This window comes from Pseudomonas grimontii (assembly GCF_007858185.1).
Taxonomy (GTDB): domain Bacteria; phylum Pseudomonadota; class Gammaproteobacteria; order Pseudomonadales; family Pseudomonadaceae; genus Aquipseudomonas; species Aquipseudomonas grimontii.
In genome coordinates this window covers 76,454-101,170 of record NZ_VFES01000009.1, presented here as the reverse complement: position 1 = coordinate 101,170, position 24,717 = coordinate 76,454, and the positions used below count along the sequence as shown (strand labels likewise).

Annotated in this window: 25 protein-coding genes; 14 read left to right on the top strand and 11 right to left on the bottom strand. The window is 62.4% G+C overall.

From position 1 onward, the window contains the following. The first annotated feature begins 5 nt into the window (after window positions 1-5). The 12 genes from FIV39_RS15615 (at window position 6) to yegS (ending at window position 10,370) form a co-directional block, all read left to right on the top strand. Window positions 6-2,213, top strand: coding sequence for a chemotaxis protein CheA (locus FIV39_RS15615; RefSeq protein ID WP_090399985.1), 2,208 nt, complete (start codon window positions 6-8; stop codon window positions 2,211-2,213). Window positions 2,214-2,261: 48 nt separating this feature from the next. Continuing rightward, window positions 2,262-3,395 (top strand): protein-glutamate methylesterase/protein-glutamine glutaminase, encoded by a 1,134-nt coding sequence (locus FIV39_RS15610; protein ID WP_090399983.1) that lies wholly within the window; start codon window positions 2,262-2,264, stop codon window positions 3,393-3,395. Continuing rightward, window positions 3,395-4,135, top strand: a complete 741-nt coding sequence (locus tag FIV39_RS15605; RefSeq protein ID WP_027603872.1) for a flagellar motor protein — start codon at window positions 3,395-3,397, stop codon at window positions 4,133-4,135. The genes FIV39_RS15610 and FIV39_RS15605 overlap by 1 nt, the downstream gene beginning before the upstream one ends. Before the next feature lie 15 nt (window positions 4,136-4,150). After that, entirely contained in the window at window positions 4,151-5,038 is an 888-nt protein-coding gene (gene motD, locus FIV39_RS15600) for a flagellar motor protein MotD (RefSeq protein ID WP_090399982.1), read from the top strand. Between the two features lie 51 nt (window positions 5,039-5,089). Continuing rightward, entirely contained in the window at window positions 5,090-5,878 is a 789-nt protein-coding gene (locus FIV39_RS15595; protein ID WP_090399980.1) for a ParA family protein, read from the top strand. A gap of 2 nt (window positions 5,879-5,880) precedes the next feature. Next, complete coding sequence (locus FIV39_RS15590; RefSeq protein WP_146371552.1) at window positions 5,881-6,699, top strand: CheW domain-containing protein; 819 nt, start codon at window positions 5,881-5,883, stop codon at window positions 6,697-6,699. Between the two features lie 81 nt (window positions 6,700-6,780). Beyond that, window positions 6,781-7,263: a chemotaxis protein CheW gene (locus tag FIV39_RS15585; RefSeq protein ID WP_005790025.1), complete on the top strand. Its 483-nt coding sequence runs from the start codon at window positions 6,781-6,783 to the stop codon at window positions 7,261-7,263. Continuing rightward, window positions 7,264-7,656, top strand: coding sequence for a DUF2802 domain-containing protein (locus FIV39_RS15580; RefSeq protein WP_090399978.1), 393 nt, complete (start codon window positions 7,264-7,266; stop codon window positions 7,654-7,656). 463 nt (window positions 7,657-8,119) lie between these two features. Beyond that, window positions 8,120-8,428, top strand: coding sequence for a hypothetical protein (locus FIV39_RS15575; RefSeq protein WP_090409756.1), 309 nt, complete (start codon window positions 8,120-8,122; stop codon window positions 8,426-8,428). Window positions 8,429-8,452: 24 nt separating this feature from the next. Beyond that, entirely contained in the window at window positions 8,453-8,773 is a 321-nt protein-coding gene (locus tag FIV39_RS15570; protein ID WP_090399976.1) for a hypothetical protein, read from the top strand. A 33-nt stretch (window positions 8,774-8,806) separates the two neighbouring features. Next, on the top strand, window positions 8,807-9,352 hold the full coding sequence (locus FIV39_RS15565; RefSeq protein WP_090399974.1) for a hypothetical protein: 546 nt from the start codon (window positions 8,807-8,809) through the stop codon (window positions 9,350-9,352). A gap of 97 nt (window positions 9,353-9,449) precedes the next feature. After that, window positions 9,450-10,370, top strand: a complete 921-nt coding sequence (gene yegS / locus FIV39_RS15560; protein WP_090399972.1) for a lipid kinase YegS — start codon at window positions 9,450-9,452, stop codon at window positions 10,368-10,370. Here yegS and FIV39_RS15555 read toward each other — a convergent pair. From FIV39_RS15555 to FIV39_RS15545, 3 genes are all read right to left on the bottom strand, one after another. After that, the gene (locus FIV39_RS15555) at window positions 10,329-10,988 is read right to left on the bottom strand and encodes a response regulator transcription factor (protein WP_090399971.1); all 660 of its coding nucleotides are present in this window, start codon (window positions 10,986-10,988) and stop codon (window positions 10,329-10,331) included. The two genes, yegS and FIV39_RS15555, sit on opposite strands and share 42 nt — an antisense overlap. Continuing rightward, window positions 10,985-11,878: a sensor histidine kinase gene (locus FIV39_RS15550; RefSeq protein WP_090399969.1), complete on the bottom strand. Its 894-nt coding sequence runs from the start codon at window positions 11,876-11,878 to the stop codon at window positions 10,985-10,987. Before FIV39_RS15550 ends, FIV39_RS15555 begins: the two co-directional genes overlap by 4 nt. A gap of 356 nt (window positions 11,879-12,234) precedes the next feature. Next, the gene (locus FIV39_RS15545; RefSeq protein ID WP_186731528.1) at window positions 12,235-12,684 is read right to left on the bottom strand and encodes a hypothetical protein; all 450 of its coding nucleotides are present in this window, start codon (window positions 12,682-12,684) and stop codon (window positions 12,235-12,237) included. A 550-nt stretch (window positions 12,685-13,234) separates the two neighbouring features. Here FIV39_RS15545 and FIV39_RS15540 point away from each other — a divergent pair. Further along, a complete protein-coding gene (locus FIV39_RS15540; RefSeq protein WP_027603884.1) occupies window positions 13,235-14,170 on the top strand; it encodes a chemotaxis protein CheV in 936 nt (311 codons plus the stop codon). 39 nt (window positions 14,171-14,209) lie between these two features. Then, window positions 14,210-15,016 carry an MOSC domain-containing protein gene (locus tag FIV39_RS15535; protein WP_090399967.1) on the top strand — a complete coding sequence of 269 codons (807 nt, stop codon included), beginning with the start codon at window positions 14,210-14,212 and terminating at the stop codon, window positions 15,014-15,016. A 63-nt stretch (window positions 15,017-15,079) separates the two neighbouring features. On the opposite strand, the gene ppnP is transcribed toward FIV39_RS15535, so the two are convergent. The 8 genes from ppnP to FIV39_RS15495 all read right to left on the bottom strand — a co-directional run bounded on the left by ppnP (window position 15,080) and on the right by FIV39_RS15495 (window position 24,628). After that, window positions 15,080-15,364, bottom strand: coding sequence for a pyrimidine/purine nucleoside phosphorylase (ppnP, locus tag FIV39_RS15530; protein ID WP_090399965.1), 285 nt, complete (start codon window positions 15,362-15,364; stop codon window positions 15,080-15,082). Between the two features lie 64 nt (window positions 15,365-15,428). Continuing rightward, window positions 15,429-15,971, bottom strand: coding sequence for an exonuclease domain-containing protein (locus FIV39_RS15525; protein WP_090399963.1), 543 nt, complete (start codon window positions 15,969-15,971; stop codon window positions 15,429-15,431). A 74-nt stretch (window positions 15,972-16,045) separates the two neighbouring features. After that, window positions 16,046-17,929, bottom strand: coding sequence for an acetyl-CoA carboxylase biotin carboxylase subunit (locus FIV39_RS15520; RefSeq protein WP_090399960.1), 1,884 nt, complete (start codon window positions 17,927-17,929; stop codon window positions 16,046-16,048). Window positions 17,930-18,414: 485 nt separating this feature from the next. Then, window positions 18,415-19,176, bottom strand: a complete 762-nt coding sequence (locus FIV39_RS15515) for an enoyl-CoA hydratase/isomerase family protein (RefSeq protein WP_090399958.1) — start codon at window positions 19,174-19,176, stop codon at window positions 18,415-18,417. Next, complete coding sequence (gene atuD / locus FIV39_RS15510) at window positions 19,173-20,330, bottom strand: citronellyl-CoA dehydrogenase (protein WP_090399957.1); 1,158 nt, start codon at window positions 20,328-20,330, stop codon at window positions 19,173-19,175. Before atuD ends, FIV39_RS15515 begins: the two co-directional genes overlap by 4 nt. Before the next feature lie 14 nt (window positions 20,331-20,344). Then, entirely contained in the window at window positions 20,345-21,961 is a 1,617-nt protein-coding gene (gene atuC / locus FIV39_RS15505; RefSeq protein WP_090399955.1) for a geranyl-CoA carboxylase subunit beta, read from the bottom strand. A 3-nt stretch (window positions 21,962-21,964) separates the two neighbouring features. Beyond that, the gene (locus FIV39_RS15500; RefSeq protein WP_090399953.1) at window positions 21,965-22,837 is read right to left on the bottom strand and encodes an SDR family oxidoreductase; all 873 of its coding nucleotides are present in this window, start codon (window positions 22,835-22,837) and stop codon (window positions 21,965-21,967) included. Window positions 22,838-22,849: 12 nt separating this feature from the next. Beyond that, entirely contained in the window at window positions 22,850-24,628 is a 1,779-nt protein-coding gene (locus tag FIV39_RS15495) for an acyclic terpene utilization AtuA family protein (RefSeq protein ID WP_090399951.1), read from the bottom strand. Window positions 24,629-24,717: the final 89 nt, after the last annotated feature.

Here is a 24,717-nt window from a genome sequence, read left to right as displayed (position 1 = left end):
CCCACATGAGCTTCGGCGCCGATGAAGAGATCCTTCAGGATTTCCTTGTAGAGGCCGGCGAAATTTTAGAGCAACTGTCCGAACAACTGGTCGAGCTGGAAAGCCGCCCGGATGATGCGAACCTGCTCAATGCAATTTTTCGCGGTTTTCATACTGTAAAAGGGGGCGCCGGCTTCCTCCAGCTCCATGAGCTGGTGGAGTGCTGCCACATCGCCGAGAACGTGTTCGACATCCTGCGCAAGGGTGAGCGTCACGTTGATTCGGAGTTGATGGACGTGATTCTCGAAGCACTGGATGCGGTCAACGGCATGTTCAGCGAAGTTCGCGAGCGTGCCCCGATCACCGCAGCCACTCCGGAACTGCTGGCCGCCCTGGCGCGCTACGCAGAGCCGGCCGACACCTCGGCAGCGCCGGTGGTCGAAGCCGCACCGGAACCGGTGGCGGAGCCTGAAGCGGATGTGACGGACAGCGAGTTCGAGCAACTGCTCAGCTCCCTCAGCGCCGTCAAGGCCGAGGCCGAAGCGCCGGCAGCCGTTGCCCCGGCTGCCGCGCCGAGCAGCGAAGACATTACCGACGCTGAGTTCGAGTCTTTGCTCGACCAATTGCACGGCAAAGGCCAGTTCGCGGCTGATGCCGTGGCCCCTGCCGCCGCTGCTGCGGATGCGCCTGCCGCGCCTGCCAGCACCGACATCACTGACGACGAATTCGAAGCGTTGCTCGACCAATTGCATGGCAAGGGCACCTTCGCGGCCGACGCCTTGCCGGCAGTCGCCGCTACAGCCGCAGCACCGGCTGCCGGTGCCAAGCCGGCGGACGATGGGTTGATCTCCGATCACGAATTCGAAGCGCTGCTGGACGATCTGCACGGCAAGGGCAAGTTCACCGAAGTCGCCCCAGCCCCAGCCCCAGCCGCCGCTGCGGCCACGGCGGCACCGGTTGCCGCCAAAGCCGCCGCCGCGCCAGCCGCCAAGCCTGCGCCGGCTGCTGCCCCGGCGCCAGCGCGTGCCGCCGCCGCACCGGTCGCGGAAAAACCGGCCAGTGAAGCCGAAACCACCGTACGGGTCGATACCGCGCGGCTGGACGACATCATGAACATGGTCGGCGAACTGGTACTGGTGCGTAACCGCCTCGTGCGCCTGGGCCTGAGCAGCGGCGATGAAGCCATGCAGAAGGCCGTGTCGAACCTCGACGTGGTCACCGCCGACCTGCAAACCGCGGTGATGAAAACGCGGATGCAACCGATCAAGAAAGTCTTCGGCCGCTTCCCGCGCCTGGTTCGCGACCTCGCGCGCCAGCTGAAGAAAGAGATCAACCTGGAACTGGTGGGTGAAGAAACCGACCTCGACAAAAACCTTGTCGAGGCCCTGGCCGACCCGCTGGTCCACTTGGTGCGCAACGCTGTCGACCACGGTGTCGAAACCCCGGAAGAACGTGAAGCCTCGGGCAAGTCCCGTGGCGGCAAGGTGATCCTGGCGGCGGAGCAGGAAGGCGACCACATCCTGCTGTCGATCACCGATGACGGCAAGGGCATGGACCCGACCATTCTGCGCAATATCGCGGTCAAGCGTGGCGTGATGGACAAGGACGCCGCCGACCGCCTCACCGACACTGAGTGCTACAACCTGATCTTCGCCCCTGGCTTTTCGACCAAGACCGAGATCTCCGACGTGTCGGGCCGTGGCGTGGGCATGGACGTGGTGAAGACCAAGATCAGCCAGCTCAACGGTTCGATCAACATCTACTCGACCAAGGGCCAGGGTTCCAAGATCGTCATCAAGGTGCCGTTGACCCTGGCGATCATGCCGACCCTGATGGTGATGCTGGGCAACCAGGCGTTCGCCTTCCCGCTGGTCAACGTCAACGAGATCTTCCACCTCGACCTGTCGCGCACCAACGTGGTGGACGGCCAGGAAGTGGTGATCGTGCGGGACAAGGCGTTGCCGCTGTTCTACCTCAAGCGCTGGCTGGTTGCTTCGGCTGCCCATGAAGAGCAGCGCGAAGGCCATGTGGTGATTCTCTCCGTGGGCACCCAGCGTATCGGCTTTGTCGTCGATCAACTGGTTGGCCAGGAAGAAGTGGTCATCAAGCCTTTGGGCAAAATGCTGCAGGGAACCCCGGGCATGTCGGGTGCGACCATCACCGGTGACGGTCGGATCGCGCTGATTCTCGATGTTCCGAGCATGCTCAAGCGTTACGCCGCTCGGCGTATTTGATTCTGGTGGGGCAGGGCGGTACAGCCCGCCCCGCCTAACGGAGTGTTTATGGCAGTCAAGGTCCTGGTGGTGGACGATTCGGGTTTCTTCCGCCGCCGCGTCTCGGAAATTCTTTCCGCCGATCCAAGCATCCAGGTGGTCGGCACGGCCACCAACGGCAAAGAGGCGATTGATCAAGCCATTGCGTTGAAGCCGGACGTGATCACCATGGACTACGAGATGCCGATGATGGATGGCATCACGGCAGTTCGGCATATCATGCAACGCTGCCCGACCCCGGTATTGATGTTCTCCTCGCTGACCCACGAAGGCGCCCGAGTGACCCTCGACGCGTTGGATGCGGGTGCGGTGGACTTCCTGCCGAAGAATTTCGAAGACATCTCGCGCAACCCCGAGAAGGTCAAGCAACTGCTGTGCGAGAAAGTCCACAGTATTTCCCGCAGCAACCGCCGCAGCCTGTTCAGCGCGCCAGCCCCTGCGCCGGCACCGGTTGCTGCACCGGCTGCGCCGAGCAGTTCCTCATTCGGTCGTCCGGCACCTGCGCCGGTTGCACGGCCCGCCGCGCCACCGGTGCGGACGTCGGCACCTGCGGCTGCCCATTCGCCTGCGCCGAAGCGCAAGGCCTATAAGCTGGTCGCCATCGGCACCTCCACTGGCGGTCCGGTTGCCTTGCAGCGCGTGTTGACCCAATTGCCGGCGAACTTCCCGGCACCGATCGTCTTGATCCAGCACATGCCCGCCGCGTTCACCAAGGCCTTCGCCGAGCGCCTGGACAAGCTGTGCCGCATCAGCGTCAAGGAAGCCGAGGATGGCGACATCCTGCGTCCTGGCCTGGCGTTGCTGGCCCCAGGCGGCAAGCAGATGATGGTCGATGCCCGTGGCGCGATCAAAATCCTGCCGGGCGATGAACGCCTCAACTACAAGCCGTGCGTGGACATCACCTTCGGATCGGCGGCCAAGTCCTACGGTGACAAAGTTCTGGCGGTGGTGCTCACCGGCATGGGCGCCGACGGCCGTGAAGGCGCGCGCCTGCTCAAGCAGGGCGGCAGCGCGATCTGGGCTCAGGACGAAGCCAGCTGTGTGATCTATGGCATGCCCATGGCCATCGTCAAGGCTGACCTGGCCGACGCCATCTACAGCCTGGACGACATTGGCAAGCATCTGGTGGAGGCCTGCCTCTGATGGATGTATTGAGCCTGATCGGCATCATCCTGGCGTTTGTCGCGATTATTGGCGGCAACTACCTCGAAGGCGGTCACCTTGGCGCCCTGGCCAACGGCCCGGCGGCACTGATCGTGATTGGCGGCACGGTGGGCGCTGCGTTGCTGCAATCACCGATGAGTTCGTTCAAGCGTGCGATGCAAATCCTCATATGGATCATTTTTCCGCCGCGCGTCGACTTGGCCGGTGGCATCGATCGGGTGGTCAACTGGAGCCTGACCGCGCGCAAGGAAGGCCTGCTGGGCCTCGAGGGCGTGGCTGATGCCGAGCCCGACAGCTACTCGCGCAAAGGCCTGCAATTGCTGGTGGACGGCGCCGAGCCGGAAGCGATCCGCAGCATTCTTGAAGTGGATTTCTACACCCAGGAAAGCCGCGACATCAACGCCGCCAAAGTGTTTGAAAGCATGGGTGGCTACGCGCCGACCATCGGCATCATCGGCGCGGTGATGGGCTTGATCCACGTGATGGGCAACCTGGCCGATCCGTCGCAGCTGGGCAGCGGCATTGCCGTGGCGTTCGTTGCCACCATCTACGGGGTGGCCAGTGCCAACCTGGTGCTGTTGCCGGTGGCCAGCAAGCTCAAGTCGATTGCCATGCGCCAGTCCCGTTACCGCGAGATGCTGCTTGAAGGCATTCTCTCGATTGCCGAGGGCGAGAACCCACGCTCCATCGAATTGAAGCTCCAGGGCTTCATGGATTGATGGGGAGTAATGCCAATGAGCCGTCGCCGTCGCGAGCCTGAAGAACACGTCAACCACGAACGGTGGCTGGTGTCCTATGCAGACTTCATCACCTTGCTGTTCGCATTTTTCGTGGTGATGTACTCCATCTCGTCGATCAACGAAGGCAAGTACAAAGTCATTTCCCAGGCGTTGATCGGCGTGTTCAACGACACTGACCGTTCGCTCAAGCCGATCCCTATTGGCGAGGAGCGGCCCAAGACCGTGACCCCGGCCAAGCCGCTGGTCAACGACAGCGACGAAACCGCGGCCGGCGTAGGCGGCACCAGCGACCCGCTGAAAAGCATCGCCGATGACATCAGTGCCGCGTTTGGCGACCTGATCAGCTCCAACCAGATGACCGTGCGCGGCAATGAGTTGTGGGTAGAGATCGAGCTCAATTCCAGCCTGCTGTTCGCCAGTGCCGATGCGTTGCCCAGCGACCAGGCGTTCACCATCATCGACAAGGTGGCGGCGATCCTCAAACCGTTTGAAAACCCGATCCACGTTGAAGGCTTTACCGACAATGTGCCGATCAGTACCGCGCAATACCCGACCAACTGGGAGCTGTCATCGGCCCGTGCCGCGAGCATCGTGCGCATGCTTGCGATGCAGGGCGTGAACCCTGGGCGCCTGGCGTCGGTGGGGTATGGCGAGTTCCAGCCGGTGGCCAATAACGCCACGCTCGAGGGCCGCGCGCGCAACCGTCGGGTGGTGTTGGTGGTGTCACGAAACCTGGAGGTGCGCCGCAGCCTGACCGGCACCGGTACCGCCAATGCAACACCGGATGCGGCCTTGAAGCGCGCTGGCACACAAACTGCACCGGCCCCTGCAAAGCCGCCGGTTCAGCAGAGTGCCGTCAATTCTCCGTCGCCGGCTCACTAACCTTATGCAATGTCTCGGTCGCGCGTGTGCCCACCGGGAGGAACCATCCGAATGAGAGTCTGGGCAGTTGCCAATCAAAAAGGTGGAGTCGGCAAGACCACCACCTCCATCGCTTTAGCCGGCTTGCTGGCCGAGGCGGGCAAGCGTGTGGTCGTGGTCGACCTCGACCCCCACGGCTCGATGACCAGCTATTTCGGCTACGACCCGGATGCGCTCGAGCACAGCAACTACGACTTGTTCCTGCACAAAGGCAACGTACCGTCCGATCTGCCGGGGCAATTGTTGCTGCCGACCAGCAACGAGAGTATTTCCCTGCTGCCGTCCAGCACCGCGCTGGCCACCCTTGAGCGCCAGTCGCCGGGGCAGAGCGGCCTGGGCCTGGTGATCGCCAAGACCCTGGCGCAACTGTGGCAGGACTTCGACTACGCCATCATCGACAGCCCGCCGTTGCTCGGCGTGCTGATGGTCAACGCCTTGGCGGCCAGCCAGCAACTGGTGATCCCGGTGCAGACCGAGCACCTGGCGGTCAAGGGCCTGGAGCGTATGGTCAGCACCCTGGCGATGATCAACCGTTCGCGCAAACAGGCGTTGCCGTACAGCATCGTGCCGACCCTGTTCGACCGCCGCACCCAGGCCTCCCTCGGCACCTTGCGCGTACTGCGCGACGCCTACCCGGAGACCATCTGGAATGGCTACATCCCGGTGGACACGCGTCTGCGCGATGCCAGCCGTGCCGGGCTCACGCCGTCGCAGTTCGACGGCAAAAGCCGTGGCGTGCTGGCCTACCGTGCATTGCTCAAGCACCTGCTGTCCCAGCAACTTGTGGCGCAGGTGGCCTGATGATGAACCGTCCCGTCGAACTCAAGGTCAAGACCCGGCCGCAACTGGCACTGGAATCCTACCTGGATGCCTTGCTGCAGGACGCGACCGCCGAAGAATTGTCGGAACCGATGCTGGTGCTGGAACCGGCGGTCGAAGTGCCGTCCTCGAGCAGCCTCGATGAGTTCCAGTTGGCTGTATTGGAGGAACAGGCCCGTGATGCCCACGTCGCGCCGGTGATCGTGCCGGCTGTTGTGCCGGTGGCCGTCCCGGTGGTCACGCCCGTCGCGCCTGCGGTGGTCGAGCCGATTGTGGAAGTGCACCTGCCACCGAGCATCACGCCACCTCCGGTGAGCGGTGATGATCGGCCGGCCTGGGCTGCCGAACCGTTCGAATGTTTGCTGTTTGATGTCGCCGGGTTGACCCTGGCGGTGCCGCTGGTGTGCCTGGGCTCGATCTATTCCCTGGAAGGCCAGGAGTTGACGCCGTTGTTCGGGCAGCCGGAGTGGTTCCTGGGCATCCTGCCGAGCCAGGCCGGCAACCTCAAGGTGCTGGATACCGCGCGCTGGGTGATGCCTGACCGCTACCGCGATGACTTCCGCCAAGGCTTGCAATACGTGATCTCGGTGCAGGGCTACGAATGGGGGCTGGCAGTGCATCAAGTCAGCCGCTCGCTGCGCCTGGACCCGAATGAAATCAAATGGCGCAGCCACCGGGGCCAGCGGCCTTGGCTGGCAGGTACCGTGATCGAACACATGTGCGCCTTGCTGGACGTTGCCGAACTGGCCGAGTTGATCGCCAGCGGTGCCGTTAAAGCGATGCCGGTGAACAAACGCAGTTGATTGGACAATAAGGGCCGCACGCGCGTGCGGCCAAAAGAAGTACACACGCCGCCTACATCGGCATTTGAAGGGGTCACAGCTATGAACAAGTCAGCGTCCGCACAAGGTTTGGATGATCCGATCCTGCAATGGGTTACCTTCAAACTGGACAACGAAACCTACGGTATTAACGTGATGCGCGTGCAGGAAGTGCTGCGCTACACCGAAATCGCTCCGGTTCCAGGTGCGCCAAGCTATGTGCTGGGCATCATCAACCTGCGCGGCAACGTGGTGACGGTGATCGACACCCGCCAGCGTTTTGGCCTGGACACGGTCGAAGTCAGCGACAACACGCGTATCGTCATCATCGAAGCCGACAAGCAAGTGGTCGGGATCATGGTCGACAGCGTCGCGGAAGTGGTCTACCTGCGCCAATCGGAAGTGGAAACCGCGCCGAACGTGGGTAACGAGGAATCGGCCAAGTTCATCCAGGGCGTGTGCAACAAGAACAACGAACTGTTGATTCTGGTTGAGCTGGACAAAATGATGAGCGAAGAAGAATGGTCGGAACTGGAGAGCATCTGATTGTTCCTTGAGGTCGCGGTGATTGTCCTGGCCCTGTTGTGGGCCGGGACCTTGGGTTTTCTGCTGCGCTCTATACGCCAGCAGCGCGAATTGGCGATGCAGCAGGCCGAGCGCGATGCGGTGCGTGATCGACGTGTGCTGGAGCTGGTCAAGCGGGTTGATCACTTCCAGCAGAGTGCGGTGAGGGTCGGGGACGAGGTGCATGAACTGCGCGCCATTCTCGCGCCGTTGCCGGACAAGCTGGCGCAGATCGAGCAGCGTGACCCTTCCAGCCTGTCATTTGCCCAGGCGGCGAAGCTGGTGGGCATGGGCGCTACGGTGGATGAACTGACCCAGTCGTGTGGCTTGACCCAGGCTGAGGCGCAGTTGATGAGTAAATTACACAAAAGCTGATTGCGCCCTGTATACCGTGCAAAACCTCTCTATGCCTTGAAGTAGAGCCTTCTGGCTTGAAGTTCCTGGGTGTCGGCTGCGGCTGATTGTGTCGAATGTGTCACAGTGCCATGTTTCTCCATGGCACTTTTATGTCTTTGTGATGACCAACCTGCGCATGTAGGAAGTTTCATTCACAAGGATGCGAAATGTCTGTCGCCCCCCTCTCGAGCAAAACCCTCTGTTTTGCTGCCGTCTTGCGTCGCCACCTCCGCGCTTACCGCGCAATCAAACGCCGTGCTTCAAGATCGACCGCGTAGTGCTCAGTGGCGATCAGGCCGAAGATGTCCAATGAATCCTGTCGATGATCCGGTGCAAGGACGTTGCGTCCGTGCCAGCGGCATTAACCTGACGTTGAGCCATGGGCAATGCCAGGGACGCGCTGGCGCGTGAACGATCTACGCAAACCATGAGGAAGAACGCGATGTTCAGGAAGAGCCTGCTGTTGAGTGTTTACGCGGTGTTATTGATTGGCTGCACGGGCAGGGGCTTTCAACCGCCGCCGCCTGATTTTATCTATTGGCAAAAGAGCGGGGTCTCTGTAGAGGGCGTCAAGAGCAGTATGCTCGCGTGCGGGTACGAGAATGTGGCGGGCACGGGCGGCGGCTCAATCGACGAGAGACTTAGGAGCTTCTACTGCATGAAAGATGCGGGCTTCACACGCAAAGATAACTTGGACATGTGCAAGCTTGGCCGCGCTGGCGAATCACCGGTGTGCGAAGGCCGCCGCTGATCCAACACTAAAAGGAAGCAAGGCATGAACGATCTACGCAATGGACTGTACGGCGTCGCATTGGCGGTGGCAGGGCTGGGCGGTTGCGCCTCGTCGATGACGGTCACCGGCGAGCCGGGGGTGAAGATGGGCCAGAGTTACGCCCAGGTGCTCGCGGTGGTCAGCCGAAACAACGCTGTGACCAAGCAAGTTGATGGCCAAGGCTTCCGGGCTGAGGGTTATTCGCCGATGTTCAAGGACTGCCGGATCAAGTACTTCATCTTCCAGGGCGCTGATGGCTTGCAGCAGGTGAAGTACGAGCCGGCGCCAGAGCTGTCGGTCAACCAGAATTGCCGTCAGCCGTAAGCGGCCCTTTATTCCTCTGCGAGTTGACTGCTGATGAGCCTTTTACGTGTGGTTCCCGTGGCGTTGCTGGTACTGCTGACCGGCTGCGGCCAGGTGGCGAACATCCGCTCCCTGTCCACCGGCTACGTTGCACCGCAGACCGGCGAGACCGCCCGCGTGCGGTTGATCACCGATGGTCTGGTGCGCGCGGTGCCGGGGCGGGATTGCCTGGACTGGAACGTGCCGGGCGCCGGGGTGATGGCGTCGACGAAAGCGGGCTTCCCCGATCACAACGGTGAAAGCCTGGGCATGCCTGGGCCGATTTATTCGTGGGCGGCTGCGGTGTCGTCGGAATTGGTGGTGCCGGCGAACACGCCGATCGCCTTTCATTACCTGGGGCAATTGCAGTATTCCCGGCAATGCTCCGCCAGCATGGCCTTCGTGCCTCGGCCCGGGGTGGATTACAGGGTGCAGGCGTCTATGTATGCCAATTGTTCGATCCAGTTGCATGAACTGCCGGCGGGCGCCAAGCAATGGGTCGCTGTGGAGCCTGCGTCCAAGGGCAAGCTGTCGATGTGCAGCGCGATGGATAACTTCTAATCAGTCGCTGGATTAATTTTTCAACGCCCATGGCTTTTTTTCGGTCGCCCAAGGTCCACATCCTTCAAGCACCTTTGAATCCAGGAGTAAGCCATCCATGACCACACCCAAGGCACTGTTGATCCTCCACGGCAAGCAAGCCCTCAACGAGGACGTGCGCAGCGCCGTGCTGGCCCGGCGCGAGCAGGGTTGGGAGCTGGCGGTACGGGTGACCTGGGAGGGCGGTGACGCAAAGCGCCTGGTGAAGGAGGCCTTGGACGGCGGCTATACCCACATCATTGCCGGCGGCGGCGACGGTACCTTGCGCGACGTGGCCGAAGCCATGGCCCAGGCCAAGGGCCACGCCAGCCTGGTGCTGATGCCTCTGGGGACCGCCAATGATTTCGCCAAGGCTGCTGGCGTGTCGTTGGAGCCCGCCCAGGCCCTGGCGTTGCTGGACGTGCCGCCCAGGGCGATCGACCTCGGCCAGGTCGGCGGACAGATTTTCCTCAATATGGCCACCGGCGGCTTCGGCAGCCAGGTCACCGCCAATACCTCCGAAGACCTGAAGAAAGTCCTCGGTGGCGCCGCCTACCTGTTCACCGGCCTGACGCGCTTCAGCGAGTTGAAGGCCGCCTATGCCGAGCTGGACGGGCCGGATTTTCACTGGAAAGGCGAGCTGTTGGCGCTGGGCATCGGCAACGGTCGCCAGGCGGGCGGTGGGCATGTGCTGTGCCCTGGCGCATTGGCCGACGATGGCTTGCTAGACGTCAGTATCCTGCCGGCGCCCCAGGAAGTAGTCGGCACCTTGCGCGAGCTGATGGGCAACGGTTGGGAGCTGGACGCGATGTTCGTGCGTGCGCGCCTGCCGTGGGTGAATATCAAGGTCGCGCAGGGCTTGTACATCAACCTCGATGGCGAGCCGCTGGAAGGTGACGACCTGCACTTCGAGGCCTTGCCCAAGGCCCTGCGCGTGCATCTGCCGGTGGGTTCGCCCCTAGTCGTCCAGGCTGATGATCTGCTCGCGCACGGCAAATAACACCAGGCCCGCCACGTCGAATATCTGCAGGCGCTTCATGATTTGCGAGCGGTGGGCTTCGACGGTCTTGATGCTCAGGCCCAGGCCGTGGGCGATTTCCCGGGTGGATTTGCCGCGTACGATCAGGCGCAGGATTTCCAATTGGCGGGCCGTGAGGTTGTGGCCGTGGCCGGCGGGCGTTACCGGCCCCTGGCTGCGCACCAGGGCCTGGTTGATCACGGTATGGGCGATCGCCGGGCTCAGGTAACGCTCGTTGTTGCGCAAGGCCAGCAGCGCGTGTTCCAACTCGTTGGCGGTGGTGTCCTTGAGCAGGTAGCCGTGGGCGCCGGCCTCCAGCGCGCACATGATCAGCTCCGGGTCGGTGTGCATCGACAGGATCAGCACCTTGCTCTTGGGGTGCACCCGCTTGAGTTGCTGTAGAGCGTCCAGGCCACTGGTGTGTTTCATCGACAGGTCCAGCAGTACGATGTCCGGCAGCAAGGCATTGAACTGCTCGAGCAATTGCGCGCCATCGCTGGCTTCGCCGGTTACCGTGTAGCCGGGAATATCCTGGATCAGCGCACGTACGCCGGCCCGGATCAGTGCATGGTCATCCACCAGGAGTAATGTGCAGCTCACTCGATAACCTTAGGGGCGCTGGCCCGTTCGAGGGCGCGGGGCGCCCAGGGGAAAATCGCGTCGATCCGTGTCCCGTTGCCTGGCTGGCTGCTGACGGATAATGAACCGCCCAGCTGATCAATGCGCTCGGACATGCCTGCCATGCCCCGTTGACCTTCCAGACCGGGATTGATAGCGGGTGAAAAGCCCTTGCCGTCATCGCAGATGGTCAGCGACAGGCCCTCGGGCAGGCGTTGCAGGCGCACCAGCAGATTGCGCGCCTGGGCGTGGCGCAGCATGTTGGTCACGGCTTCCTGGGTAATGCGAAAGGCTGCCACGGCCATTTCTTCCGGGATGCCGGTCAGTCGTTGCTGGCATTCAAGGCTCCAGTGCACCGGAGTGTTTTCCAGGGTCTTGAGCAGGTGCGCGCGCAGGCTGGCCTCCAGGCCCAGGCTGGCGAGCTGGCGGGGGTTGAGGATGGCGGATACGTCGCGCACCTTGGCCAGGGTCTCATTCAAGGTGTTGCACAGGATACTGCACTGGCTTTGCAGCTCATCCGGCAGGCGGCGCTTGAGCCATTCGCTTTGCAGCTTGGCGGCAGTCAGCAACTGGCCGATATCGTCATGCAGTTCGCGGCTGAGGCGATGGCGTTCGTTTTCCTGCACTTGCAGCAGGCGATCGGCCAATTCCTGAGGCTGGAACTTGATGGATTTACGCGAGCGCCACTGTTGCAGGCCAACCACCATTAAGGTGGCCAGGTTGAGCAGCAGCACCATCAGCGGCAGCGGCGCGGAACGGCTGTAGGCCCACAGGCTCAGCAGGAGCGAGCCAAGGCACAGGGCGAGGATCAAACGGCGTGCGTGACTGCGGGACGCGGCCCTTGCAATGAATGTCTTAAGGCTGGCATGCATAGCGGATGGAGCCAATGAAGGTTCGCTGCGGGAAGACCGGTCGCGGCTGACCGGGCTCTGTTTGGAATACGTTCTTGAATCGTTCTCAAGCAGGCTGAAGTTCAGTTACTCCGAGCGCAGGCATAGTACCACCACTCTTACCGTTGGTCGCCAGGTGCCTTGCGTGGTGCGCTTATTTAAACGCGCAAAAACTCCGGGAATGGTAATCCCAGAGTTAATGAAGTGAGGTTGTATTATTTTAAAGGGTTTGTATCGTTAATGGCTAATTGATATTAACGCGCCACGCCGTTCCAACGAAATTAGTTGGATTCGTCGTTTTTAGATAACCCTGTGCTTGAATGCGACCTGATAACGCCTCAAGACAAATGATGCATACGTTGTTGCGGCTTGTAACTGAAACCCTTTTGCGGAATTTGTAAGGTGACCGTGTCAATCAACTTGGTCTGTTCTTCTTTATCCATGGTCAGTTGGCCTGTTTTCGCATCGATCAGTTCCAACTGCCAGGCCAGCAATGTCAAGCAGTCATGCAGGGCCTCCAGGGCTTGATCATGTAGCTGCAAAGGGTTTTCGGCGTTGGCGATCACGTCCTGGATATGCCGCGAAAACTCGCTGATCGCTTGCAGGGCCAGGCAATCGGCCTTTTCGGCGAGCTTGATCAGGCTGGTTTTCATGCAGTCGATGGCGTCACTGTCGTTGCGGATCAAATGCAGGTGGCTCAGGCATTCTTCCGACTTGGTCAGCAGCTTTTGAGCCTCGTGCAGGAACTCTGGAAGTGCAACTTGCCACTCGTTACCGTCGTTCATCATGCAAGTCTCCACAACATAAGGTCGGGTGATGAGAGGTCGCACCGGGTGAATGGCGTAAAACTACCGCTGAAAGATAACGGGAATCTGTAGGTCGCTTCTGAGTTTTCAGTAGGACGTTTATTTGAATGACGGCGACGGCTGTGCGTGGCCCTCGTGAGCGGGCTCGATTGCACACCTTCAGTTGCCGCGACGTGAACGTCTGGAAGACCCGTGGGTCGAGGACTTGGGATGGCAAACAAAAGCCTGACTCCATTCATGCAATGAGAATGGCGTCACATTAATGGCTATTAGATACTGCGAATATCAGGTTGGGCCTGATTGTGCATAGGGGAATCCCTTACATAGCGGAACCTTGCGTCGATTTGAGTGTCGCGCAACGTCGCTGCACCGCCGTATTAACAGGCTTCAGCAGTAAAGCATGATGTCAGTGTGACATCAATGAATTTACCTGGCATTTTACCGGGGTCAAGGTCCGGCGTTTGCCGCCGATAACAAGCTAACTGCACAAACACTTCGCGCATTACTTTCCAGCGCACACCAGGAGCTCTTAATGGCCGGCATTCTCGACACGGTAGACCAACGCACGCAACTGGTGGGTGAGAATCGCCTGGAGATCCTCATGTTTCGCCTGGCCGGGCGGCAACTGTTCGCTATCAACGTGTTCAAGGTGCAGGAAGTCCTGCAACTGCCCAAGTTGACCCTGATGCCCCAGCGCCACCCCTTCGTGTGCGGTGTGGTCAACCTGCGTGGCCAGACCCTGCCGGTGATCGACTTGTCCCAGGCCATCGGCATGCGTCCGCTGGTGCCGGGCCCTAACAGCACCATTATCGTCACCGAGTACAACCGCTCGGTGCAGGCGTTCCTGGTGGGCGGCGTGGACCGCATCGTCAACATGAACTGGGAAGCCATCCTGCCGCCGCCGACCAGCGCCGGGCGCCAGCATTACCTCACCGCCATCAGCAAGGTCGATGACCAGTTGGTGGAGATCATTGACGTGGAAAAAGTCCTCGCCGAGATCGTGCCGTACAACGCCAAGGTTTCCCGCGAAAAGCTCGACGACCCGGTGCTGGAACGCGCCCGTGGCCGCGAAGTGCTGCTGGTGGACGACTCCAACGTGGCCCTGTCGCAATTGCGCGACACCCTCGGCCAACTGGGCGTGAAGATGCACATCGCCAGCGACGGCCTCAAGGCGCTGAACATGCTTAAGGCCTGGGCGGACGCCGGCCATGTCATGACCGACAAGCTGCTGATGATCTTCACCGACGCCGAAATGCCCGAGATGGACGGCTACCGTCTCACGACTGAAATCCGCAACGACCCACGCCTGCGCAAGCTCTACGTGGTATTGCACACCTCGCTGTCGGGCAGCTTCAACGACTCGATGGTGAAGAAGGTCGGATGCGACAACTTCCTGTCCAAGTTCCAGCCGGACAAGCTGGTGGATGTGGTCCGTCAGCGCCTGATGCTGGACGAAGCGTCCGCTTGACCTTAGGGTGACGGCTTTGCCCCTCAGGAATGCAGGCTCATGCTTCGTCTCAGCGCGTTGTACCGTTACCCCTTGAAGTCCGGCAAGGCCGAGATCCTGCAACAGATTGGCCTGGATAAGCTCGGGTTGGACGGGGACCGACGCTGGATGCTGGTGGATGAGGCCAGCGGGCGTTTCCTCACCCAGCGCGCCGTGGCGAAGATGAGCCAGCTGTCGGCGCTGTGGAACCGCAGCGGCGGCCTGACCCTGAGTTCGCCTGGCTACGCGCCACTGGACGTGGCGTTGCCGGGCAGCGCGGCGCAGTTGCGCGGCGTGACCATCTGGCGCGACACCTTGCGTGTGCCGGACGCCGGCGACGAAGCCGCCGCGTGGGTCAGCGAGTTTATCGGCAAGCCCACGCGGCTGGTGCAGATCCCCCTGGAACGTGCCCGCACCACCCAAGCGGGTTACGGCCGCGATGATGACCAGGTAGCGTTTGCCGACGGTTATCCGTTGCTGGTGATCGGGCAAGCGTCCCTCGACGACCTCTCGCAAAAAGTCGGCCGTCCCATGGACATGCTGCGTTTTCGCCCCAACCTTGTGATCGAGGGCAGCGAAGCCTTCGCCGAAGACGGCTGGAAGCGCCTGCGCATCGGTGATGTCGAGTTTCGCGCAGTCAAACCCTGCTCACGCTGCATTCTCACCACCATCGACCCGCACACCGGCGAGCGCAGTGCCGACCGTGAGCCTTTCGTGACGCTGGAGGCCTACCGCAAGACCGAGGACGGCGCGATTTTCGGCCAGAACCTGGTCAACGATGGCGTGGGCCGCCTGGAAGTGGGCATGCCGGTGATCATCCTCGAATAAGTCATGCGCCCATAAAAAATGCCCGTCTCGCAGGAGACGGGCATTTTTTTTGCGGCGCAGCGATCAGCCGCGGTATTCGCACAGGTAAGCGGTGTCTACCGCGACCTTCAGCTGGAACTTGCTGTTGGCCGGTACGTTGAACTGGCTGCCGGCGGCGAAGGTTTCCCAGTCATTGGCATCGGGCAGCTTGACGGTCAGGGCGCCGGACACCACGTGCATGATTTCACGCTGGGCGGTACCGAATTCGTATTCACCCGGGGCCATCACGCCGAGGGTCGCCGGACCTTCTGCAGTGCCGAAAGCGATCGACTTGACGGTGCCGTCGAAGTACTCATTGACTTTAAACATGTGCGAATCCTCGGAAAAAGGGTCTGGAAAGGTCAGCCAGTATGCCCAAGGCCAGGGAAGCTGCCTAGACCGGCAAAATCAGTGGCAGCAGGCGCGCGGTGTTGCGCGCATCTTCCAGCGCTCGATGTTGCTGGCCCTGGAACTGCATCCCCGCCAATTGCAGGGCGCCATTGAGTCCTGGCGGCTTGTCCAGGCGCCGGGCCTTGGCGAAGCGCTGCTTGAGGTTCACATGGGGGGTGGTGGCCATGACGCTGGCCAGGCCATGGCGCTGCCATTCGAGCTCAAGCTGCACGCGATCATAGTCACCCCAACTGGCCCAACCTTCCAGGCGCGCCTGATGCTGGCCCAGCCAGCGCTCGAATAGCGGCCACACCTCGGTGAAGGGCGCGGCGCCGTCGATGTTTGCCTGGGTGATATGCGTCAGTTGGCGACAAAAGGGCGTGAGCAATGGGCGGCGCAGCGGCCGCACAAAACGCTGGAAGTGGTCCAGCTCGCGGCCCTGGCGGTTGACCAGGCTCGCGCCGATCTCGATGACTTCCATCTCCGTCACGGGCCAGCCGCCTTCATCCGTTGTGGCTTCAAGGTCAATAATCAGCCAATGAGGCATCGTGCAGGTTCCCGTACTCGTCCTTTCCTGTTGGGGATAGAGCGTAGCCCGGCCTTGTAGTTCCGACTAGGTGGTTATTCGATCTCCAGTAAAACCTGGCGATTGCGTACCTGATCGCCGGCTGTGACCTGTACGGCCTTGACCACGCCGTCCATGCAGGCCTTGAGTGGGTGCTCCATTTTCATGGCTTCGAGCACCAGCAGCAGTTGGCCTTTGCTCACGTGTTCACCGGCGCAGACGCGTACGTCGACGATGGCGCCGTCCATCGGAGCCTTGACGCTGCCGCTGGCGGTATCGGCCTGGCGGCTGGCGACTTGCTGGGTGCGGTTGGTCACGGTCAGGCCGGGCAGCCACAACTGGTTGCCATCGAGGTGGTAAGCGATGCGGCGGCGAATGCCGTTGAGCACCAGGGTGGCGTGACGGCCGTCGGTGCTCAGCGGCAGGGGCGCGGCGGCGATGGTGTGGGGTTCGCCGTCAACCTCAAGGCGAAAGGTGCAGGGGATACTGGCGTTGTTGCGCCATCCCGCCAGGCTTTGGGGATGCCGGTCGGCGCTGTGTTGGTAAAACAGCGCGGCGGCCAGGGCGAGTTGATCACTCGTCGCTGCCTGGCGCGGTATTTCGCTGAAGTGCTCGGCGATAAACCCGGTACTGAAATCGCCGCCGATAAAGTCTGGGTGCTTGAGCAAATCCGCCAACAACCGCTGGTTGGTCGTCACCCCCAGCAGCAGCGTGTCTTCCACCGCCCGCAGCAATTTGCGCCGCGCTTCTTCGCGGGTGGCGCCATGGGCGATGATTTTGCCGAGCATCGGGTCATAGAACGGGCTGATGGTTTCGCCTTCGCGCAGCCCATGGTCAACCCGCACACCCACAGCCGGCTCCCAGCGCAGCACCTCACCGGTTTGCGGCAGGAAGCCCTGGGCCGGGTCTTCGGCGTACAGGCGTACTTCCATGGCATGGCCGTTCAGGCTTACCTGCGCCTGCTTGAGCGGCAGCGGCTGGCCGGCGGCGATTTGCAGTTGCCAGGCCACCAGGTCGAGGCCGGTGATCAGCTCGGTGACCGGGTGCTCCACTTGCAGGCGGGTGTTCATTTCCAGGAAGTAGAACCGGCTGTTGCGGTCGAGCAGGAACTCCACGGTACCGGCGCCGACGTAATTCACCGCGCGTCCGGCCTTGAGCGCGGCCTCGCCCATGGCCTGGCGCAGTTCGGGCGTCATCACCGGGCAGGGCGCTTCCTCGATGACTTTTTGATGGCGGCGCTGGATCGAGCAGTCGCGTTCACCGAGGTAAATCAGGTTGCCGTGGCTGTCGCCGAACAGTTGGATCTCGACGTGACGCGGCTCGATCAGTGCCTGTTCGAGGATCAGTTCGTCACTGCCGAACGCATTCATGGCCTCCGAGCGAGCGGTGTGCAGATTGTCCAGCAGCGCCTCTGGCTGGTGGACCAGGCGCATGCCACGCCCGCCGCCGCCGGCGCTGGCCTTGATCATCAGCGGGTAGCCAATGTGCTCGGCTTCACGTTGCAGGCAAGTATCGTCCTGGGCGCTGCCTTGGTAGCCGGCGATGCAAGGCACTCCGGCCTCCAGCATGGCCAGTTTGGACAGGCGCTTGCTGCCCATCAGTTCGATGGCCTCGACGCTGGGGCCGATGAAGGTCAGGCCGGCGTCTCGGCAAGCGCGGGCGAAGTCGGGGTTTTCCGAGAGGAAGCCGTAGCCGGGATGGATGGCGTCGGCGCCGGTTTTTTCGGCGGCCTCGAGGATGGCTGCGATGTTGAGATAGGACTGTTGCACCGGGGCGGGGCCGATGCACACGGCTTCGTCGGCCATCTGCACGTGCAGGGCCTGGGCGTCGGCGTCGCTGTAGACGGCGACGGTGCGGTAGCCCAACGCCTGGGCCGTGCGTTGGATGCGGCAGGCGATTTCGCCGCGGTTGGCGATCAGGATTTTTGTGAACTGCGGCATTTTTTGCTCCGTGTGTATATCCGTTATTTAGGTCACGGCCACTTAGGGTTCCGCCCTTACGGCGGCTCACTTTTGGAAGGACCCAAAAGTAAGCAAAAGGTCCTCGCCCAACACTCGGCACCTCGCCTAGGCTCGGTGTGCCCTCACTCCGGCTTTGGAGCGTGGGCCGCCGCAATGGGCCATCCATGGCCCAGGACGGCTAACCCGGCGTCCTGCCGGGTTACCCACGCTCCAAAGCCTGCGTTCGGCCATACCGAGCCTAGGCGAGGTACCGAGTGGTGGGGCAAGAGCCCTTTTGGTTACGTTTGGGGCTCTTTTCCAAAAGTGACCCGCCGTAAGGGCGGAACCTTAAGCAGCCGTTACCGCAGCAACGGATATGTACTCACCCAAACCCCAAAAAGCGGCCGGCCCGAAGGCCGCCACGGCAGCAAGCGCCCTCGCCACAGACCACTGAAAATTGTGTAGATACCCATGCTCAGCGGGCGTCATTTGCACCACCCAGGCTTGCGCTTCTGCACAAACGCCTGCGTCCCCTCAATCCCTTCTGCACTGGTCACCGCCTCGGCAAACCACTGCGCCGCCTGATCCAGCAGCGGCCCCAATGGCTGCTCCACGCTGGCCAGCAGCAGCGCCTTGGTGCGCGCGTTGGCACCGGGCGCGCAGCGCAGCACCTGCCCCAGCACCTCATCCAAACGCTCCGCCAATGCCTGTGGATCGCACTCGGCGAAGTGCACCAGCCCCAGCCGTTGAGCTTCCAATCCATCAAAGCGTGCGGCGGTGAGTGCCAGTCGTCGCGCCTGGGTCAGGCCGATACGCTTGACCACAAACGGCGCAATCTGGGCCGGCAGCAACCCCAGGCTGGTCTCCGGCAAACCGAACTGCGCCTGGTGATCGGCAATCGCGATGTCGCTTACGCAGGCCAGGCCAAACCCACCGCCCAGCACGGCGCCTTGCAGCACGACGATCACCACTTGCGCCACGGCTTCCACTTCTTGCAGTAACGTGCCAAACGCCCGGTTCAGCGCCTGCAATTGATTGCCGGCGCTGACCAGATCCTTCACATCGGCACCCGCGCAAAAGTGCCCGCCTGCGCCGCTGATCACCACCGCGCGTACCTGGCTGTCCAATGCCGCCAGCACCGCGCGCAGTTCGTTGACCATTTCCAGGCTCATGGCATTGCGGCATTCGGGCCGGTTGAGAGTGATGTGCAGCACGCCGTTATGGGGTTCGAGCAGCAGGGTATTCATGGCTTTTTCCCAGGCAAAGTGCCCATCAGTTTGCAGATGATGCCCAGCATGATTTCGTCGGCGCCGCCGCCAATCGACACCAGGCGCACGTCGCGATAAGCGCGGGCCACCGGGTTGTCCCACATGAAGCCCATGCCGCCCCAGTATTGCAGGCAACTGTCGCTGACTTCGCGGCCCAGGCGCCCGGCCTTGAGCTTGGCCATGGAGGCCAGGCGCGTCACGTCCTGGCCCTTGATGTACTGCTCGGTGGCCTGGTAGACCAGTGCGCGCAGGCATTCGATTTCGGTAGCCAGTTCGGCCAGGCGGAAGTGAATCACCTGGTTGTCGATCAGCGCCTTGCCGAAGGTCTGGCGCTCCTTGCAGTAGGCGATGGTGCTGTCGATGCAGTACTCCAGGCCCTTGATCATATTGGCTGCGCCAAACAGGCGTTCTTCCTGGAACTGCAGCATTTGCATCATGAAGCCCGCGCCTTCGTGGCCGATGCGGTTGCGCTGCGGCACGCGCACGCCGTCGAAGAACACCTGGGCAGTCTCGGAGCTGTGCATGCCGAGCTTTTCCAGGGGCGGGCTGACGCTGATACCGGGGGTGTTCATCGGCACCATGATCAGCGACTTGTTGATATGCGGCTTGTCGTCGGAGGTGTTGGCCAACAGGCAGATAAAGTCGGCGCTGGGCGAATTGGTGATCCACATCTTGCTGCCGTTGATCACGTAGTCATCGCCGTCCTTGCGCGCATGGGTCTTGAGCCCGGCCACATCGGAACCGGCGCCGACTTCCGAGACGCCGATGCAGCCGACCTGCTCACCGCTGATGGCCGGGCGCAGGAACTCGTCGCGCAACTCATCGGAGCCGAAGCGGGCGAGGGCGGGAGTGCACATATCGGTCTGCACGCCGATGGACATGGGGATGCCACCGCAGCGAATGGTACCGAACTCTTCGGCGGCGACGATCGAGTAGCTGTAGTCCAGGCCCATGCCACCGAATTGTTCCGGTTTGCAGATCCCCAGCAAGCCGAGCTCGCCGGCCTTGCGGAAGATGTCGTGGATGGGGAAGCGCCCGGCCTTTTCCCATTCGTCCACATGGGGGTTGATCTCGCGGTCGACGAAGGCGCGGACGGTGCGGCGCAGTTCCTGGTGTTCCTGGGTGAAGATCATTTTTATTGTTCTCCTTAAAAACGCGCCACGCCGAAGCTGTTCGGCTGCAATGGCCGGACTTCGGCCTCGTGACAAATATCCAGCAGAAACCCCAGCAGCGTGCGGGTGTCCCGGGGATCTATCAGCCCGTCGTCCCACAGGTTGGCACTGCCATACAGTGCGGTGGACTGGCTGTCGAGCTTCTGCGCGGTGACCTGCTCGAGCATGTCCAGCACTTTGGGATCGGGCACCAAACCGTCCTTCAGCTGTTTGGCCTCGGTGACAATCCGCAGCACCTTGCCCGCCTGCGCACCGCCCATCACCGCGGTGCGGCTGTTGGGCCAGGCGAAGATAAAACGCGGGTCCAGGCCGCGACCGCACATCGCATAGTTGCCGGCGCCGTACGAGCCGCCGACCACCACGGTGAGTTTAGGCACCCGCGCGTTGGCCACCGCCTGGATCATCTTCGCGCCGTGTTTGATCACCCCTTGCTGCTCCGATTCAGTACCGACCATGAAGCCGGTGGTGTTGTGCAGGAACAGCAGCGGCGTGCGGCTCTGGTCGCACAGCTGGATAAACTGCGCCGCCTTGCTCGCGCCCTTGGGCGTGATCGGGCCGTTGTTGCCGATCACGCCGACCGCGCGGCCCTGGATGTGCAGATGGCCGCAGACGGTATGGGCGTCGAACTCTCCCTTGAACTCGAGGAACTGCGAGCCGTCGGCCAGGCGCGCGAGGATCTCGCGCACGTCGTAGGGCTTTTTCGGGTCATCGGGGATCAGCCCCAGCAGGTCGTCGATGGGGTACAGCGGTTCCTGATATGCGCGTTTTGGCGCCAGCGGCAGGCGGTCATTCCAGGGCAACAGGCTGACGATTTCTCGCACGATGCGCACGCCGTCGGCGTCGTTTTCCGCCAGGTATTCAGCGGTGCCGGCGATTTGCGCATGCATCTCGGCGCCGCCCAACTCTTCATCGGTGGCGACTTCACCGGTCGCCGCCTTGAGCAACGGCGGGCCGGCGAGGAACAGCTTGGCCTTACCGCGTACCACCACCACGTAATCCGACAGCCCTGGCTGGTACGCACCACCGGCGGTGGCCGAGCCATGCACCACGGTGATCTGCGGCAAGCCCATGGCCGACATGCGCGCCTGGTTGGCAAAGCTGCGCGCGCCTTCGACAAAAATCTCCGCGGCATAGTTGAGGTTGGCGCCGCCGCTTTCGGCGAGGGTCACCACCGGCAGTTTGTTTTCCATGGCGATCTGTTGCAGGCGCAGGGATTTTTTCAGGCCGGAGGGCGAAATGGTGCCGCCCTTGATCGCGCTGTTGTTGGCCACCACCAGCATGCGCACGCCGCTGACGTAGCCGATACCGGCGATCAATCCACCGCCGGCGGCGCTGCCGTCCTTGTCATCATGCAGCTTGTAGCCAGCCAGGCTCGCCAGTTCCAAGAACGGTGCGCCAGGGTCCAGCAGCAGGTTGAGGCGCTCGCGCGGCAGCAGTTGGCCGCGTTTGTCGAACTTAGGCTTGGCCTCCTGGGCCTTGCTCAGCAGGGCCTGTTCCAGCTGGTGCAGGTGTTGGATGCCAGCCAGCATGGCGGCGCGGTTTTGCGCAAACAGCGGGCTGTGGGGATCGATCAGGCTGTCAATCGCCGGCATGGTTTATTGCTCCCCCTTGAGCACATCGGGCAAGTACGCGCGGTGGAAACCGTTGAACGCTTCACTCGGTGGTTGCGCCTTGTGCAGCGGCCAGGCACGGCTGCCGAGGCTGGCGGCGCCGTCGATACGCAGGGTGCTGCCGCTGATAAATGCGGCGGCAGGGCTGAGCAGAAACACGATGGCGGCGCTGACTTCCGACTCGGTGCCGATGCGCTTGAGCGGCACGTGTTCACGCAGGGTGGGGATCACTGCCTTGAACGCGCCTTCGTAGGTGTCCATGCCGCTGGACGCGATCCAGCCCGGCGCCACGGCGTTGACCCGCACCCCGGCGCACCCCCACTCGAAGGCGGCGGTCTTGGTGAAGTTGTCCATGCCCGCTCGCGCCGCACCGGAGTGGCCCATGCCGGGCATGCCGCCCCACATGTCGGCGAGCATGTTGACGATGGCCCCACCGTGCTTGCTCATCGACTGGTTGAACACTTCCCGTGCCATCAGGAAACCGCCGACCAGGTTGGTGCGCAGTACGGTTTCAAAACCCTTTTGGTTGATCGACGCCAGCGGCGACGGATACTGCCCACCGGCGTTATTCACCAGGCCATGGATCGGCCCGTGCGCGTGAATAAGCTGTGTGACCAGCGCCTTCACCGCCTCTTCGTCACGAATGTCGCAGGCCTGCCAATGGGCGGTGCCGCCGTCTTCGGTAATTTCAGTCGCGACCTTGGCGAGTTTTTCCGGCTTGCGCCCAACGAGGATGACCTGGGCCCCCAGGGCCGCCAGCTCATGGGCGGTGCAGCGGCCAATCCCGCTGCCACCGCCGGTGACGATCACGGTGTGGCCCTGAAACAGGCCGGCTTTGAAGATCGAGTCGAAGGCCACGGCAGCGCTCCTTTAAGTGAGTTGATTGGCGATGTGTTGCGGCACGGCGATGGGGATTTCCAACAGTTGCTGGGCGAAGGCCTTGCCCTGGGGATCGATGCGCAGGCTGGCGATGCCGCCGCCGCCGAGGGCGTTTTCCAGCAGGAAGTTGAGGCTGTGGCTGCCGGGCAAATACCAGCGTTCGACGCGGCCGTGCACGGGGTCGAGCACGTGGCCCATCCAGTCGACGAGTACCTCCGGGGTCAGCGCTTCGGCGATCCACGGCAGGTACTCGGGGGCGCGGGCGATGACCCCGATATTGCTGTGGTTGCCCTTGTCGCCGGAGCGCGCCACGGCGAGTTTCACCAGCGGTACGCTGGCGTCGGCGCGGCCTTGGGGTTTGGGCGGGTCCATCGGGGCGGCAGGCAGGAGCGGGGCGTCGGCGATGGGCAACGCGCAGACGTGGCGTTGGCCCTGGAAGTCGATCACCACCTCGCAGGCGGCCTTATCGATCAGGAACGAGAACAAGCGGATCAACGGGTAGACCGTTGGCCGCCCGCCGACAATCCCGGTCAGTCCCGGCGCCATCCCGGTGGCAGCCTGGGCGATCTCGCGGGCGAACAACACCAGCGCCTGCTTGCTCGGGTGTCGCACCGCCAGCTTGACCACCACCTCACGGCAGTCGTGGCGCAGGGCGTGAGCGCCATACGTCGCTTCGCTGCCGAGCAGTTCGATGTTCACGTCGGTGTAGGGCGCCCAACCGCGCTGGCTGAACAGTTCCGAGGTCTTGTTGATGATCGCCTGGCTGACCCGCTCGGCCTTGGCCACCGCATCGATCCCGGCGATCAGGCAACTGGCGGTGCAGCGAAAGCCCTCCGGGTAGGTGGCGCTGACCTTGTATTGCGCGGTCGGCGGCAGGCCCTTGGCGCCGTGCAGGCGTACGCAATGTTTGCCTTGCTGCTGCAGCTTGACCTGGCTGAAGTCGCAGATCACATCGGGCAGCAGATACGCGCGTGGATCGCCGATTTCATACAACAGCTGTTCGGCCACGCTCAGTTCGCTGATCAGGCCACCGCTGCCCTCGACTTTATTGACCGTGAACTGGCCGTCGGCGCTGACGTCGACGATGGGGAAACCGATGTGCTCGTAGTCGGGCACATCGCGCCAGTCGGTGAAGTTGCCGCCGGTGCACTGCGCGCCGCATTCGATGATATGCCCGGCCAAGGCTGCCTGGGCGAGGCGATCGTAGTCCTGCCACGACCAACCGAATTCATGCACCAACGCCGCGCTGACCACCGCGCTGTCGACCACCCGGCCAGTGATGACGATGTCCGCGCCCAGTTGCAGTGCCTGCGTGATGCCTGGTGCGCCGAGGTAGGCATTGGCGGACACGCACATCGGCGGCAGCGGCGCGCCGTTGAACATGTCGGTGATGCCGTGCAGGTGCTTGAGCCGCGGTTGCAGGTCATCGCCCAGCAGCACGGCGATTTTCAGCGGGACTTGGGCTTTATCGCAGGCAGCTTGCAGGGCAGCGGCGCAGGCTTGAGGGTGGATGCCGCCGGCGTTGCTGATCACGCGGATGCCCTGGCGCTGGATCTCGGCCAGCAACGGCGTGAGTACCTCGACAAAATCCGTGGCGTAGCCGGCCTGGGGATCTTTCATCCGGGCACTGGCGAGGATCGACATCGTGACTTCCGCCAGGTAGTCGAACACCAGGTAATCCAGCTTGCCGCCGTGCACCAACTGCGCGGCGGCAGTGCAGGTGTCGCCCCAGAAGGCGCTGGCGCAGCCGATACGAACCGTTTTGCTCATGAGAAATCCTTCCTCGAATGGCTGGCAATGAGACTACCAAGCAAGCGCTTGGTTTGTAAACTCTGGTCACAAGTTTTAGCCAAGCGCTT